Origin of the sequence: Aeromicrobium piscarium (genome assembly GCF_007421815.1) — a bacterium.
In the GTDB taxonomy this organism is placed as follows: domain Bacteria; phylum Actinomycetota; class Actinomycetes; order Propionibacteriales; family Nocardioidaceae; genus Aeromicrobium; species Aeromicrobium piscarium.
The window spans coordinates 144,456-158,304 of record NZ_VLNT01000001.1 but is presented as its reverse complement, the minus strand read 5'-3'; the positions used below and the strand labels follow the sequence as shown (position 1 = coordinate 158,304).

Here is a 13,849-nt window from a genome sequence, read left to right as displayed (position 1 = left end):
CGCGCCTCGGGGCTCGGCGTTCGGGCCCCGGGCGGTGACGGAAGATGTAATTCCGTGGTTGCTATGACGACCGCGAAATCACATCCTCCGTGAGGCGACCCGTTGGGACGCTAGGGGCGGGCGCCACGCATCGTGATGCAGCGCTCGGCGGTCGCGGTGCCGGCGGTGAGCGACGCCCGCGGATCGCGGGTCCGCACCCATTCGGCGAGGAAGCCCGCGGTGAAGGCGTCTCCCGCACCCGTCGTGTCCAGCACCTGCACGCGAGGGGCGGTCACCTGGGTGCGGTCCTGGGCGTCGACATAGGCCGCCCCCATCACCCCCAGCGTCACCACCACATGCCGGTAGGCGGTCGCCAGCGCGTCGAAGTCGACCACGGGCCCGGTCGCCCCGGCGAGCAACCGTGCCTCGTCGATATTCGGCAGTACGAGGTCGACTCCCGCCGTCCAGCCGAGGAAGTCCTCCACCCCGCACTGCCGCAGGAAGCCCGTCGAGCTCGGATCGACGCTCACCCCGACGCCCCGCTCACGGGCCATGCGGACGAGCTCCGTGGCAACCGGCCGGGTCTCCGGATCGAAGAACGTGTAGCCGGTCAGATGCAGCCAGTCGACGCCGTCCCACACCGCCTCGTCGATGTCGTCGACCGACAGGGTCGTGTTGGCGGCGCGGTCGACGTACATCGTGCGATCGCCCTCCGCGTCGAGGGTCAGCACGATCGTGGCCGTCGGCAGAAGCGGGTCGGCGACGAGCCGTGCGTCCACCCCCACGTTCCGCAGCGCGTCACCATGCCGTTCGAGGCCGTCCGCGCCGACCTTGCCGACGAAACGCGTGGGCGTCCCGAGGTGGCCGAGCCACGCGGCGGTGTTGGCTGCCGAGCCGCCTGCCGTCATCCGGATCTCGGCATTGGTGTCGCTGCGCGGGGTCACGGGTTCGAGCGGACGCACCCCGATGTCGTCCACGACATCGCCGACGACGAGGATCATCGGCTCGCCCAGGCGGTGGCGATCTCCGCCGCCACCCGGATGTTGTTGCGGGCGATGTCGAGATTGACCCGCAGACTCTCGCCGCCGGTGATGTCGACGATCGTCTGCAGCAGGAAGGGCGTGACGTCCTTCCCGCTCAGTCCCTCATCCGCGGCTCGGCTCAGCGCCTCCGCGAGCGCGTCGTCGTGCAGCCTCGGGTCGAGCTGCTGGTCGAGCGGCAGCGGGTTGGCGACGAGGATCCCGGCAGCCTCACCGAGCTCGTCGCGCGCGGTCATCACCGCGGCCACCGCGTCGGCATCGGGGACGCTCCAGTCCAGCTCATGACCCGAGCCCGCGAGCCAGAAGCTCGGGAACTCGCTGGTCCGATAGCCGAGCACCGGTATCGACAGGGTCTCCAGGCGTTCGAGCGTCGCGCCGATGTCGAGGATCGACTTGACCCCCGCCGACACCACCGTGATCGGCACCCGCGACAGTACGGTGAGATCAGCCGATTCGTCGAAGTTCTGGCTGGCGCCTCGATGAACGCCGCCGAGACCGCCCGTGGCGAAGACCCGGATGCCGGCGCGGTCCGCGATGAACGAGGTCGCCGCGACCGTGGTGGCGCCGCTCGCGCCCGTGCCGACGGCGATCGGGAGATCGCGCACGGAGAGCTTGACGATGTCCTCATTCGCGACGCGCTCGAGCTCGTCCTCGGTCAGGCCTGCCTTGAGCCGGCCGTCGAGCACCGCGACCGTGGCGGGTGTGACACCCACCTCGCGCAGCATCTGCTCGAACTCCCGCGCTGCCACGAGATTGTCCGGCCGCGGCAGGCCGTGGGAGATGATGGTGGACTCCAGGGCCACCACCGGGTGGCCGTGGACGAGGGCATCGGCGACATCGGGAGACAGATCGACCTTCACCCGACGAGGCTATCGACCAGCCCCGGAGAGCGCGGACGCCCGGGTCAGCCGATCTCGGTGCGGTAGAAGTTCGCGTGCGAGCGCGACGGGGTCGGGCCACGCTGGCCCTGGTAGCGCGAGCCGTACTTCTCCGAGCCGTAGGGATGCTCGGCGGCGGACGAGAGCTGGAAGAAGCACAGCTGCCCGATCTTCATGCCCGGATAGAGCTTGATCGGGAGTGTGGCGACATTCGCCAGCTCCAGCGTGATGTGGCCGCCGAAGCCCGGGTCGATGAAGCCGGCGGTGCTGTGGGTCAGCAGGCCGAGGCGCCCGAGCGAGCTCTTGCCCTCCAGCCGGGCCGCGATGTCATCGGGCAGCGTGACGTATTCATAGGTCGAGCCGAGGACGAACTCGCCCGGGTGCAGCACGAAGGCATCCTCACCCTCCACCTCGACGGGGCGAGTGAGATCGGACTGGTCGGCGGCCGGATCGATGTGCGGGTACTTGTGGTTGTCGAAGACCCGGAACAGCCGGTCCAGACGCACGTCGATGCTCGACGGCTGGATCATCGTCGGCTCGAACGGGTCGAGGGCGACACGTCCGCCATCGATCTGGGCCATGATGTCGCGGTCGGAGAGCAGCACGTGCTCAACCTAACGCATCGCGGATCAGCGGCTGAGGCCGTGATCGGCGAATCGGGCACCGATCAGCCGGTGTGCCGCCGCGGTCGGATGCAGGCGGTCCGGCAACGGCTCGCGCTCATGGTCCACCGGGCCGAACAGCTCCAGGCCGTCGAGATACGCGATATGCGGGTCATCGGCCCGCCGTCGATCGACGATCCGCCGCAGGTCCTCACGGACGACCTCCAGCGTCAAGCGGCCGGCGGCGACCTCCTCGGGATCTCCCGTGGCTTGGAACGCCAGCCGTCCCACGGCGAACTCCTCCGGATCGAAGGCCCCCGGCCCGGGAGTCTTCTCGTGGATCGGGCAGTAGACCGAGGAGACCACCAGCAGCGGGGCGTCGGGGTGCCCGTCGCGAATCGTGTCGAGGAACCCGTCGACGGCCGGGCCGAACGCGCGCCGGCGCATGAGGTCCGCGTTGACGATGTTGATGCCGAGCTCGACGCTGACGACGTCGGCCGGGGTGTCACGCATGACCCGTGCCACGAAGGGGTCCAGCAGCGCGCTGCCGCCGAACCCGAGATTGACAAGGTCGACGCCGGCTGCGCGCGCCGACACGACCGGCCAGCTGTCCGTCGGATGGATCGCATTGGATCCCTGGCTCACCGAGCTGCCGTAGTGCAGCCACGTGGTCCGGGGCGGCAGCGGCTGCACGGGGGCGTCCGCGCGCAGCCCGATCAGTTCGAGCCGCTCATAGTGCGGCAGCCAGATCTCCACGTCGTGCTCCCCGGACGACAGCTTGATGTCGAGGACCGTGGCAGGCCCGTCGTGGGTCTCGACGCCCCCGATCGAGGGATCGAGGACCCGGCGGTCGCCGCCCGTCGAGGCGATCCGCTCGATCAGCTCTCCGTCGACGACGACATCGTAGGCGGAGTCGGGGCGCGGTGGGACCCCGGCGAACTCGACCGTGGTGCGGTGCGCGGTCATGACGACCCGATCGGCCCGGGTGCGGAAGGCCACGCGGACACCGGCGGGCTGTTCCTCGACCATCGCGAGCTGAGGGTCGGCGAGGGCCCGCGCATGCGCGGGAAGGCGGTGGATCAGCAGGCCCCGGTCGGTCTGCTCCAGCTCCGCGGCTCCTCGTACGAGACTCGTGTCGAGGACGGCATCGATCCAGTCGGTCACCGGGCCAGTCTTCCACGCGCGGCAGCCGTCATCTCGACCCGGCGGTAGACGGTCAACCTCACCGGACTCCGATGGGGTTGACCGTCTACCGCCCGCCCCCAGGTGAGGGTGGGCCAGCAACCGCCCCCCGCCGACGGTCTGCGCGAGACGGCGAACATTCCTAGGCTGATCGCATGCCCGTCCCCTCGCCGTTGGTGCGTGCCGCCGAGACCCTGTTGGACAAGTCCCTGGTGCTCGGATACTCCTCGATCGGCTGGTACGCCCGACAGCCATGGCTCCCGCCCTCCCCCGCTCCCGGGTCGCTGGCGGGCCGCACGGTGATCGTCACCGGCGCGAGCTCCGGGCTCGGGCGCGCCACCGCCGCCGGTGTGGCCCAGCTCGGAGCCCGCGTGCGGCTCATCGGACGGACCGCATCACGGTTGGAGGAGGCCGCGCGGGCGATTCACCGGAGCCTGCCGAACGCCGATCTGGTGATCGACGAATGCGACATGAGCGATCTCGACGCCGTCCGATCGTGGTGCTTGACCGTCGAGGAGTCGATCCACGCCGTGGTGCACAGCGCCGGCGTCATGCCCCCGGAGCGCTCCGAGAGCGCTCAGGGTCACGAACTGGCGCTGGCCACCCATGTGCTCGGACCGGTGTTGATGGACGACCTCCTGCAACCCAGGCTCCACGAGGACGGCGACGCCCGGATCGTCTGGATGTCCTCGGGAGGCATGTACTCCGCTCCGCTGACCGAGGAGCTCGTCGCCGATCCCGAGTACCGGCGTGGGGAGTACAACGGCACCCGCGCCTACGCCCGCACCAAGCGCTTGCAGGTCGTCGCGGCGCAGCGCGAGGCCGAGCTGATGGGCGCCGACGGCATCGTCGTCCATGCCATGCATCCGGGCTGGGCCGATACTCCGGGCATCACCGACTCGCTGCCGGGGTTCGCCGCGGTCGTCAAACCGATTCTCCGAACCGCCGAGCAGGGCGCCGACACGGCCGTCTGGCTCGTCGCCGCGCCCGAGGCGGCCTGGGCGACCGGCGACTTCTGGCAGGATCGCCGTCCTCGCCCGACCGATTTCCTGCCCTGGCACCACACCTCCTGGGACCTGACGGACCGGGTCTGGCGCTACTGTCGCTCCGCCGCGGGGCTCGACAGCTGAGCCTGGCGGTAGGCCATCAACGCTTCCCTCGTGGTGGCGGTACTGCATCAACCCCGCCCGACGCCGACAACGTTGACCACCTACCGCCAGCGGGATGGAGAGGTCAGAAGGCCGCCGGCCGATGCCGGGCTCGAGGCGCCGCAGTCCGCCACAAGAGCATTCGAAGAACCGGTCGGCATCCCACGAGGTGGTGACCACGCGCCCGGGCTGAGCACCGTGGATACGGCCCATCGCTCCGCACACGCACGGCAGCATCGATCGTCGCGGAGCAGCCGAGGGCATGGCGAAAAGCTACTGGCACCTCCCACCGCTCGCCTGCCGAACCGGTGCTGACTGGCGTCATGCTCCCTGTGGGTGCTTCACTGTCTGCGTCCGTGCGGTGAGTCAGCCAGTTCCTCTGCGCACATCAGCTTGCGCGAGGAGTGATCCGTGACGGTCCCCGACCTCACCGTGCGTGCCCATGAGGTCCTGTGGGTCCCGGCGGCGAATATCTGGCGCTGGTCCGACGAGATCTGGGCGCTCCACGGCTACGAGACCCCCGAGGCGGAGTTGACGCGCGAGCTCGCGATCGCCCACGCCAAGCATGTCGATCATCCGCGGATCTTCGCCCTCTGGGCCCGTCTGCTCGAAGGAGAGCATCTCACCTTCATCCACGATGTCGTCACGGTGCAGGCGCGGCAGAGACCGACCTACATGGGCTTGCGCACGGTCAGCCGTACTGGCGAGCAACGCGTCGTGAAGGGGCCCATGTTCGATCTGTCGCCGGACCCCTCCATCGGTGAGGACGCCCCGGGGCGCGAGGCGAGCCGGCGGATCGCGGAGTTCGACACGATGAGCGTCCTTCAGGGCCGGGTGCTGATCCACCGGTACGCGAGCTACCTCGGGATCGGCCCGGAGGCGTTGTCGGAGCATTTCCTGAGACGGGCCGATCAGACCCCGGACCTGAGCGCCGACACTCTCGATCACTGCCTCGCCGATGCGGCGACCGGGCCGTGAGTCGCGGCCGCCCTACAGGTCAACGAGCCCCTTGGCGAGCGCGGCCACAGCTCCGATGAATGACATGACGATCAGCGCCATGCGCGCGTGGTGGTCGCGCACGTAGCGCTGGCACCGATCGCCCACCACGACACCCGCGACGATGAGAGCCACGATCGCCAGCCAGATCGTCACCCCGAAGGAGGGACTTTGTGCCGGATCCACGGCGAACTTGACGGTCAGCGCGACGATATTGGTGAGCACGAAGTACGGCTGGAGGGTGGCGGCGAACGCACGCTGTGGCCACCGCGACATCACCGCATATGCGCTCACGGCCGGACCGCCCACCCCGGCGAGTGCGTTCGTCGCCCCCGACATGACGCCGGCCAGGCCCATCGGGAGTCGTCCGCGGATCGCCAGCGTCGTCCGCTGGAGCAGCAGCGAGACGAGGAGCGCCACCAGGACCAGCAGGCTCACGACGATCGACAGCGGCGCGGGCGGCAGCCAGCGCGCCACGAAGGCGGCCGGGATCGTGGCCACGGCGGCCGGCACGGCGAGCCACCACAGGGAGGACCATTCGACCTCGGCCCAGACCCGGGCCATGATGATCGTGGACGAGACGAGGCCGCAGACGAGCACCACGATCACACCCTCGTGCGCCCCCAACAGCATCACCAGGAACGGCGCGACGAGAAGGGCGAAGCCGAGACCGGCGATTCGCTGGGCGATAGCCCCGGCGAATACCGCCACGAGTACCGCTATCAGGCCGACCGACACCCGATGACCCTACGCGCCACCTGTCACTCCGCAGCGAGCGGTGGGTAGGAGTCCCTTCACCGAGGTCATCGGACGCTCACCCACCGCTCGCTGGTCGGGAACGGACGCCTACTCACCGCCCGCCGGGGGAGGTCATTCCAGGGCGGACTTCTCGTCGCCGATCCGAGTGTCGTCACCGTGTCCGGTGTGGACGATGGTGTCCTCGGGCAGCGCGAACAGGCGCTCCTTGATCGAGGCCACGATCGTGTCGTAGTCCGAGTAGGAACGACCCGTGGCGCCGGGACCGCCGTTGAACAGGGTGTCCCCGCTGAAGACCACGCCGAGATCCGCCGAGTAGAGGCAGGTGCTGCCCGGCGAATGCCCGGGAGTCGCGATGGCGACGAGCTCACTGCCGGCCACCGTGAAGCGGGTGCCGTCGGTCAGGTCGTGATCCGGTGACGCCTCGGTGTTCTCGGCCTCCCAGAGCATCGTGTCCGCCGAGGGGAACCAGATCGGAGCACCGGTCAGGTCACGCAGCTCGACCGCCGCATTGATGTGGTCGTTGTGCCCATGCGTGAGCACGATGGCGAGGACTTGCCGCTCCCCTACGGTCGCCGCGATCGCGGCGGCATCGTGGGGGGCGTCGATGACGATGACCTCGGAGTCGTCACCGACGATCCACACATTGTTGTCGACATCCCAGCTGCCGCCGTCGAGGCTGAACTGCCCCGAGGTCACCACCTTCTCGACACGCGCGGTCACAGGACCACGACCGAACGCAGGACGTCGCCGTGGTGCATCTTCTCGAAGGCGGCCTCGATATCGCCGATGCCGATCTCCTCGGTCACGAAGGCGTCGAGGTCGAAACGGCCCTGCCGGTAGAGGTCGACGAGCATCGGGAAGTCCCGCTTGGGCAGGCAGTCGCCATACCAGCTGGACTTGAGCGCGCCGCCCCTGCCGAAGACGTCGATCAGCGGGATGTCGGGCACCGTCATGTCCGGGGTGGGAACGCCGACCAGGACGAGCACACCGGCGAGGTCGCGGGCGTAGAAGGCCTGCTTCCAGGTCTCAGGACGGCCGACGGCCTCGATCACGACGTCGGCACCTTCCGAGCCGTCATGGCCGACGATCTCGCGGATCGCCTCGACCGGATCGACCTGGCTGCTGTTGACCGTGTGAGTCGCTCCGAGCTCGCGAGCGGTCTCGAGCTTGCGGTCGTCGATGTCCACGGCGATGATCGGCGACGCTCCGGCGAGGGCCGAGCCGACGATCGACGCCGCCCCCACACCACCGCAGCCGATGACGGCGACGCTCTTGCCACGCGTAACGGCGCCAGTGTTGATGGCCGCACCGACCCCGGCCATCACGCCGCAGCCGAGCAGGCCGACAGCCGCCGCGCGCGCCTCGGGATCGACCTTGGTGCACTGGCCGGCCGCGACGAGGGTCTTCTCGGCGAAGGCGCCGATCCCGAGTGCCGGGCTCAGCTCGGTGCCGTCGGTCAGCGTCATCTTCTGCGTGGCGTTGTGGGTCGCGAAGCAGTACCAGGGCTCGCCCCGGTCGCAGGCGCGGCAGTCGCCGCAGACGGCGCGCCAGTTCAGCACGACGAAGTCACCCGGCGCGACCTCGGTGACGCCCTCGCCCACCGACTCCACGACACCGGCGGCCTCATGTCCCAGCAGGAAGGGGAACTCGTCGTTGATGCCGCCCTCGCGGTAGTGCAGGTCGGTATGGCAGACACCGCAGGACTGCACCTGGACGACCGCCTCACCGGGCCCGGGCGCCGGGATGACGATGTCGACCACGCTGACGGGCTCGGACTTCTTCAGGGCGACGACACCCTTGACGGTCTGGCTGTTGCTCACGGTTCTCTCCTCGAAGTCCAGGTCGATAGGGGCTTCTTCGATCCTCCCACGCCGCCGCGCGGATGAGCGATCAGGGAGGGCGACCCGTAGACGCCCTCAGCGCTCGGCCGAACGCAGCACCCGTTCGAGGCTCAACGGTGCGCGACCGGTGACACGTTCGACATCTCCGCTCACCTCGGCGACCTCGCCGCGGGCGATCGCCGTGTAGGTGCTGACCCAGGCGTCGTACTGCCACTGCGGCGCCGGCCAGACCGAGCGCGAGGCGTAGGCCTCCTCGATCGTCTCGTCGTGGAAGCTCACCTCCCGGCCGGTCACCCGCGTGACGGTCGCGGCGATCTCGGCGAGGGTCAGCGCCTCGGGTCCGGTCAGCGTGTAGCTCATATCCCGGTGGGAGGTGCCGTCGAGGAGCACGCGCGTCCCGACGGCGGCGACATCGTGGCGGGCCACCGCGGCCACACGGCCCTCGCCGGCCGGTCCACGGATCACGCCGTCGTCTCCGGCGAATAGCGGGATCAGATCGAGATAGAAGCTGTCGCGCAGGAAGGTCCACGCCATCCCGGAGTCCTCGAGATGCCGCTCGGTGGCCCAGTGGTCGCGGGCGAGCGTGAACGTGGCATCGGGGGCCGCCCCCTGGAAGGAGGTGTAGACGACATGCTCGACACCGGCGGCGGCAGCGGCGTCGATGAAGGTGCGGTGCTCCTCCAGACGCTCGGCGCTCTCCGCCGCGGACACCATGAAGACGGTGGAGACCCCGTCGAGCGCGCGACCCACCGCGTCTCGATCGCCATAGGACGCCTCGCGGACATCGCTGCGTTCGAGGCGCGGCGCCCGTGCTGGATCCCGGACGAGCAGACGAGTCGGCTCGCCCGCCTCGCTCAGGGCGCGGGCGACCAGGCCTCCCACTGCCCCTGTCGAGCCGGTGACGGCGATGTGCGCTGCGGACATGGAGGCTCCTCGATGGTGGGTCGTTGTCAGGCTACGCCCGCGACGGGGTCCGGCGGGCGAGTCGAGGTCCGTCGTCACGAGGAGGTGCGCTCTGGCGCGAACAGGTCTACGATCGATGAGAAGCCGGTCCCGCACTCCATCCCCGACATGCGCTGTCGGGATGGCGGCGGGGCCGCACCACTGCACACGGGATTTCACCTATTGGGGTGAAGCGGGCGAGACCGGCCGTGCAGCATCGTGGAACTCATGTCATCGACGACGGCCTCCGTTCCATCTTCCCTCGATCGGGGTACCACTGCGGTCGTGGGCATCGTGATCGACCCGGAGACGGACTCCTGGCAACTCGGCTCGGTTGTGGCCGAGCTCGCCCACGCCGAGTTCCAGCCGCGGGTGATCGCCCCCGAGAGCGAAGTCGAGGCCATCGGGATCGGGCAGTCCCCCCTCGGCGAGACCACCGCCGAGGAGGTCGATGCGCTGGTGCTCCTCGGCGCACCCTCCGACGAGCACGGCGATCCCGACCCGCGACTGATCGCTCTGCTGCTCGGCGCGTTCTCGCGTCCCTGCGCGATCCTCGCTCTGCGTGAGGTGGCGGACTCTCTCGCCCTCGCCGAGATCGACGAGGCCGCCGCGGGTGTCGGGCTTCTCGATGAGCCCGCGCAGATCGTCCCCCGCCTGGCAGCCATGCTCCCCCAGCGCGCACGGTGGAGCGACCGTCACCTCGGTACACGATGAGCACCCCTTCGACAGCTATCGAGCCCGTCGTCCTCGACGAGACCGACCCTCGACGCGAGGATGTCGCCGGCTGGCTCGAGACAGGCGGCGGACCACCGACTGATCGTGAGCCAGGCTCGGCCCTCGCCTGGATCGCCACTCTCACCGATCGGGTGGCCCTGCCCGGTGCCGGCCAGGCCATCCTTCGCTGGGAGTTCCTGGCCCAGCTGGGCCGCGCCGATCTCGTCCTCGCTCGGGCCGTCGAACCTCACCTCGACGCGCTCGCGATCCTGTCCGAGGCGGGCATCGCTGCCGAACCCGGCAGCTGGGCGGTGTGGGCCGCCGAGGGCCCCGGCATGCGTCTCGCCGCCGAGCCCGGCGAGCAGTGGACTCTCACCGGCAGCAAGCCGTGGTGCTCGCTCGCGGGCGATGTCGACCACGCCCTCGTCACGGCCTGGGTCGACGACTCCCGCCGTGCGCTCTTCGCCGTCGACCTCGCGTCGACCGGTGTCGAGATCGACTCATCGGCCTGGTCTCCGCTCGGACTCGAACCGATCGTCACGAGCACCGTCCGATGCGACGGGGTGACGGTGAAGCCCGTGGGCGATCCGGAGTGGTACCTACGACGGCCGGGGTTCGCATGGGGCGGGATCGGAGTCGCCGCGATCTGGCTCGGCGCCGCGACCGCCGTCGCCGATCAGGTGCTCGCGGTGATGGCGCACCGTGACGCGGACACACTGGGCTGGTCGCTCGTCGGTGCCATCGACGCTGCCCTCTGGCCCGCACAGCGCGCGATGGCGAGTGCCGCCGCGACGATCGACGCACGCCCGGACGATACCGAGACCAGCCGGTTGCTCGCCGCCCGAGTGCGGCAGGCCACCGCGGCAGCTGCGGAGACGGTCCTGACGACGGCCGGGCATGCGCTGGGTCCGGGGCCCCTCACCACCGACGAGCGGCTCGTGAACCGGGTCCGCGATCTTCAGCTCTACCTCCGCCAGCACCACGCCGAACGCGACGCGGCCGCCCTGGGACACCTGCTCCGCGATGCGAGAGGCCGATGAGCTCGCCCCCGTTCACCCACGACCAGACCGGCACGCCGGCGAGGTCCTGGACCCGGCGGCTGAACCAGACGGCCATACCAGCGCTGTCCTCCGAGCCGGGCTTCGAGCGATTCGACCGGCTGGTCGTCGTGGCGGCCCATCCCGACGACGAGACGCTGGGCGCGGGACTGATCACCGCCGACCTCGCACGGCGGGCCTGGGAAGTCGACATCGTCACCCTCACGCGCGGCGAGAACAGCCACCCGCAGTCGTCCACCACGACACCGGAACAACGTGCCGGCATGAGGGCGCAGGAAGCGGCATTGGCCGCGCGCATCCTCTCGCCCTCGATCCGGTTGCACCCGGGGGACTTCGGCGATGGCGACCTGACGGGGCAGCATGAGGCTCTCGTCACGACCATCGTCGACATCATCGGCGACGGCCGACACACCCTGCTGCTCGCGCCCTGGCGTCACGACGGGCACCCCGATCACGAGGCGGCCGGTCGCGCCGCCTCTGCCGCTGCCGTTCGCACCGGCGCGATGCTCGGCGAGTACCCCATCTGGTTCTGGCACTGGGCCGATATCGACGAGCTGCCCTACTCGTCCACGCGGCGGTGGAGTGTCAACGGGGCGATCCGCGAGCAGAAGGCCGCCGCCATCGCCGCCCACCGGTCACAAGTGGCCCCGCTGTCCTCCGAGCCCGGGGACGCGGTCCTGCTGAGCGCTGACTTCCTCGAGCACTTCGGGGGCACCGACGAGCACTTCATCATCGACGCCCCTGTCGACGATGCGCTCGACCGGCTACATGCCGAGGACGACGATCCGTGGGGAGTGGACGAACGCTGGTACGAGCGACGCAAGAGCGATCTCCTGCTCGCCTGCCTGCCGCGTGACCACTACGAGCGGGCATTGGAGGTCGGGTGCTCCAGGGGCTCGCTGAGTGCGCTGCTCAGCCGGCGCGCCGATCGGGTGCTCGCCGTCGACGCGAGCGAGCACGCCGTGTCACTGGCGCGGGAGCGGGTCCCCTCCTCCGTGGATGTGGAGCACCTGCGGGTGCCCGACGCGTGGCCCGAGGGCCGGTTCGATCTCATCGTCGTCTCCGAGGTCGGCTACTTCCTGTCGCCTGTCGCGCTCGAGCGGCTGTGGACGGCGATCGGCCGCTCCCTCCTACCCGGTGGGACGGTCGTCCTGTGCCATTGGCGAGGAGAGGTGCGCGGCTGGCCCCTCGACGGTCCCCAGGTCCATACGAGTGCGGAGAAGAGCGGCGAGCTGCCCTCGGTGCAGGCCCGCTACCTCGACGACGATGTCGAGATCCTCGTGATGGCACGGGACTGGATCGCACCCGATGAATGAGGATTTCGGGCCGCCCCAGGAGATCGTCGTCGTGGTCCCGGTCCACAACGAGGAGCGCCTGCTGGCGCGCTGTCTGGGATCGGTCCAGGCCGCCGCGAGACACCTGACGAAGCGTGTCGGCGTGACCGCGCGCCTCGTGGTGGTCCTGGACGACTGCACCGACCGATCCGAGGAGATTGCCGCAGCCCATCACGCCGAGACCGTCCACATCAGCAGGAGGAGCGTGGGCGCGGCCCGCGCCGCCGGCGTCGACCACATCGTCCGGACCACAGCCGTCACACGGGTGTGGATCGCCTGCACCGATGCCGACAGCCGAGTCCCCATCGGTTGGCTCCTCGCCCAGTCTCGGCAGGCTGCCGCCGGGGCCGACCTCGTCCTCGGCCGGGCCCGTCTCGATCCGGCCGATGTGAGCATCGCGGTGTATCGGCGATGGGCCCGGCGCTACGCCGAGGGCGGGACGTCACACCACATCCATGGCGCCAACCTCGGGGTCTCACTGGCCGCCTATTGGCGCGTCGGCGGCTTCGCCGACCTGGAGGAACACGAGGATGTGGACCTGGTCGGACGGCTGCGCGAGGTCGGGGCGCGGGTGGCGCCGGTGCCCGATGTGCTGACCTCGGGACGCCTTGACGGTCGCACACCCGGCGGCTTCGCCGGCTTCCTGCGACACCTCGGGGTCGCGTCAGAGCCCCGTCGGATCGACCCGCCGCACGGGTTGCGGCCGGAACCCGTGATCGACGCCCCAGAGCACCGCCTGCGTACGGGTGGTCACCCCGATACGCGCGTATAGGCTGCGGATATAGGTCTTGACCGTGTTGATGCCGATGAACGCCCGCTGGGCGATCTGCTCATTGGTCAATCCCTGGCAGATGAGGGCGAGCACCTCCGCCTCCCGCGCGGTGATGCCCTGGTCGTCACCCGGCCAGCGGCCCTGCTCGATGTCACCGGGGTCGCGGATGGACGAGCCGGGGGTCACCAGCTCACCCCGGTGGACTCGCTCGATCGCTTCCACCAGCTCCGCGGCCGATGCCGACTTCGCGACGTAGCCGTGGGCCCCTGCGGCCAGGCTCCACTTCACCAGCTCGGGATCGGTGAACCAGCTGAAGACGACGACCCGGGCCCGGGACTCCCCGAGAATCCCGTCGATATCCAATTCATTGCCCTGGACCTGGCTGAAGGTGTCGTACAGGACGACGTCGACATCGCTGGTCACGGGCAGCGCGCTCTCCTGCTCGACCACGATGACGCGGTCGGCGAACGGGCGGAGCATCTCGGTGAGTCCGATCACCACGAGCGCGTAGTCATTGGTCACGGCGACCTTCACGGGACTCACGCTTCGACTGTAGCCAACGCTCCGTCTCCGCCTGTTGCTCCGGGCTCGGCGCAGCGATCAC

At 69.8% G+C, this 13,849-nt stretch carries 15 protein-coding genes; 6 read left to right on the top strand and 9 right to left on the bottom strand.

Annotated features, from left to right (window positions below; translation table 11 throughout):
• Positions 1 to 110: 110 nt before the first annotated feature.
• Genes FNM00_RS00805 through FNM00_RS00790 form a run of 4 tightly spaced genes read right to left on the bottom strand, consistent with a single transcriptional unit; the run spans position 111 to position 3,663 of the window.
• Positions 111 to 980: a carbohydrate kinase family protein gene (locus FNM00_RS00805; protein WP_143911116.1), complete on the bottom strand. Its 870-nt coding sequence runs from the start codon at positions 978 to 980 to the stop codon at positions 111 to 113.
• Positions 977 to 1,879 (bottom strand): pseudouridine-5'-phosphate glycosidase, encoded by a 903-nt coding sequence (locus FNM00_RS00800; RefSeq protein WP_143911115.1) that lies wholly within the window; start codon positions 1,877 to 1,879, stop codon positions 977 to 979. The genes FNM00_RS00805 and FNM00_RS00800 overlap by 4 nt, the downstream gene beginning before the upstream one ends.
• A gap of 44 nt (positions 1,880 to 1,923) precedes the next feature.
• A complete protein-coding gene (gene dcd, locus FNM00_RS00795) occupies positions 1,924 to 2,502 on the bottom strand; it encodes a dCTP deaminase (protein ID WP_143911114.1) in 579 nt (192 codons plus the stop codon).
• A gap of 24 nt (positions 2,503 to 2,526) precedes the next feature.
• Entirely contained in the window at positions 2,527 to 3,663 is a 1,137-nt protein-coding gene (locus FNM00_RS00790) for an SGNH/GDSL hydrolase family protein (protein WP_246065017.1), read from the bottom strand.
• Between the two features lie 173 nt (positions 3,664 to 3,836).
• Between FNM00_RS00790 and FNM00_RS00785 the strand changes: the two genes are divergently transcribed.
• Both FNM00_RS00785 and FNM00_RS00780 read left to right on the top strand, forming a co-directional pair.
• A complete protein-coding gene (locus FNM00_RS00785; RefSeq protein WP_143911112.1) occupies positions 3,837 to 4,811 on the top strand; it encodes an SDR family NAD(P)-dependent oxidoreductase in 975 nt (324 codons plus the stop codon).
• A gap of 429 nt (positions 4,812 to 5,240) precedes the next feature.
• Entirely contained in the window at positions 5,241 to 5,807 is a 567-nt protein-coding gene (locus tag FNM00_RS00780) for a hypothetical protein (protein WP_143911111.1), read from the top strand.
• 12 nt (positions 5,808 to 5,819) lie between these two features.
• Here the strand turns inward: FNM00_RS00780 and FNM00_RS00775 are convergent, their stop codons facing one another.
• From FNM00_RS00775 to FNM00_RS00760, 4 genes are all read right to left on the bottom strand, one after another.
• Complete coding sequence (locus FNM00_RS00775; protein WP_143911110.1) at positions 5,820 to 6,563, bottom strand: sulfite exporter TauE/SafE family protein; 744 nt, start codon at positions 6,561 to 6,563, stop codon at positions 5,820 to 5,822.
• A gap of 132 nt (positions 6,564 to 6,695) precedes the next feature.
• Positions 6,696 to 7,304: an MBL fold metallo-hydrolase gene (locus tag FNM00_RS00770; RefSeq protein ID WP_143911109.1), complete on the bottom strand. Its 609-nt coding sequence runs from the start codon at positions 7,302 to 7,304 to the stop codon at positions 6,696 to 6,698.
• A complete protein-coding gene (locus FNM00_RS00765) occupies positions 7,301 to 8,404 on the bottom strand; it encodes an S-(hydroxymethyl)mycothiol dehydrogenase (RefSeq protein ID WP_143911108.1) in 1,104 nt (367 codons plus the stop codon). Before FNM00_RS00765 ends, FNM00_RS00770 begins: the two co-directional genes overlap by 4 nt.
• A gap of 96 nt (positions 8,405 to 8,500) precedes the next feature.
• A complete protein-coding gene (locus tag FNM00_RS00760; RefSeq protein ID WP_143911107.1) occupies positions 8,501 to 9,349 on the bottom strand; it encodes an SDR family oxidoreductase in 849 nt (282 codons plus the stop codon).
• Positions 9,350 to 9,595: 246 nt separating this feature from the next.
• On the opposite strand from FNM00_RS00760, the gene FNM00_RS00755 reads away from it, so the two are divergent.
• The 4 genes from FNM00_RS00755 to FNM00_RS00740 are packed head-to-tail and all read left to right on the top strand — an operon-like array spanning position 9,596 to position 13,245.
• Positions 9,596 to 10,081, top strand: coding sequence for a type 1 glutamine amidotransferase family protein (locus FNM00_RS00755; RefSeq protein WP_143911106.1), 486 nt, complete (start codon positions 9,596 to 9,598; stop codon positions 10,079 to 10,081).
• The gene (locus tag FNM00_RS00750) at positions 10,078 to 11,121 is read left to right on the top strand and encodes an acyl-CoA dehydrogenase family protein (protein WP_143911105.1); all 1,044 of its coding nucleotides are present in this window, start codon (positions 10,078 to 10,080) and stop codon (positions 11,119 to 11,121) included. The genes FNM00_RS00755 and FNM00_RS00750 overlap by 4 nt, the downstream gene beginning before the upstream one ends.
• Positions 11,118 to 12,455, top strand: a complete 1,338-nt coding sequence (locus FNM00_RS00745; protein ID WP_143911104.1) for a PIG-L family deacetylase — start codon at positions 11,118 to 11,120, stop codon at positions 12,453 to 12,455. The genes FNM00_RS00750 and FNM00_RS00745 overlap by 4 nt, the downstream gene beginning before the upstream one ends.
• Positions 12,448 to 13,245 carry a glycosyltransferase family 2 protein gene (locus tag FNM00_RS00740; RefSeq protein WP_143911103.1) on the top strand — a complete coding sequence of 266 codons (798 nt, stop codon included), beginning with the start codon at positions 12,448 to 12,450 and terminating at the stop codon, positions 13,243 to 13,245. Before FNM00_RS00745 ends, FNM00_RS00740 begins: the two co-directional genes overlap by 8 nt.
• Here FNM00_RS00740 and FNM00_RS00735 read toward each other — a convergent pair.
• The gene (locus FNM00_RS00735) at positions 13,138 to 13,788 is read right to left on the bottom strand and encodes a response regulator transcription factor (RefSeq protein WP_246065016.1); all 651 of its coding nucleotides are present in this window, start codon (positions 13,786 to 13,788) and stop codon (positions 13,138 to 13,140) included. The two genes, FNM00_RS00740 and FNM00_RS00735, sit on opposite strands and share 108 nt — an antisense overlap.
• Between the last annotated feature and the right edge of the window lie 61 nt (positions 13,789 to 13,849).

Coding starts and splice junctions, on each gene's coding strand:
- FNM00_RS00805 (WP_143911116.1), bottom strand. CDS start 980: ATGATCCTCGTCGTCGGCGATGTCGTGGACGACATCGGGGTGCGTCCG.
- FNM00_RS00785 (WP_143911112.1), top strand. CDS start 3,837: ATGCCCGTCCCCTCGCCGTTGGTGCGTGCCGCCGAGACCCTGTTGGAC.
- FNM00_RS00760 (WP_143911107.1), bottom strand. CDS start 9,349: ATGTCCGCAGCGCACATCGCCGTCACCGGCTCGACAGGGGCAGTGGGA.
- FNM00_RS00755 (WP_143911106.1), top strand. CDS start 9,596: ATGTCATCGACGACGGCCTCCGTTCCATCTTCCCTCGATCGGGGTACC.
- FNM00_RS00750 (WP_143911105.1), top strand. CDS start 10,078: ATGAGCACCCCTTCGACAGCTATCGAGCCCGTCGTCCTCGACGAGACC.
- FNM00_RS00745 (WP_143911104.1), top strand. CDS start 11,118: ATGAGCTCGCCCCCGTTCACCCACGACCAGACCGGCACGCCGGCGAGG.
- FNM00_RS00740 (WP_143911103.1), top strand. CDS start 12,448: ATGAATGAGGATTTCGGGCCGCCCCAGGAGATCGTCGTCGTGGTCCCG.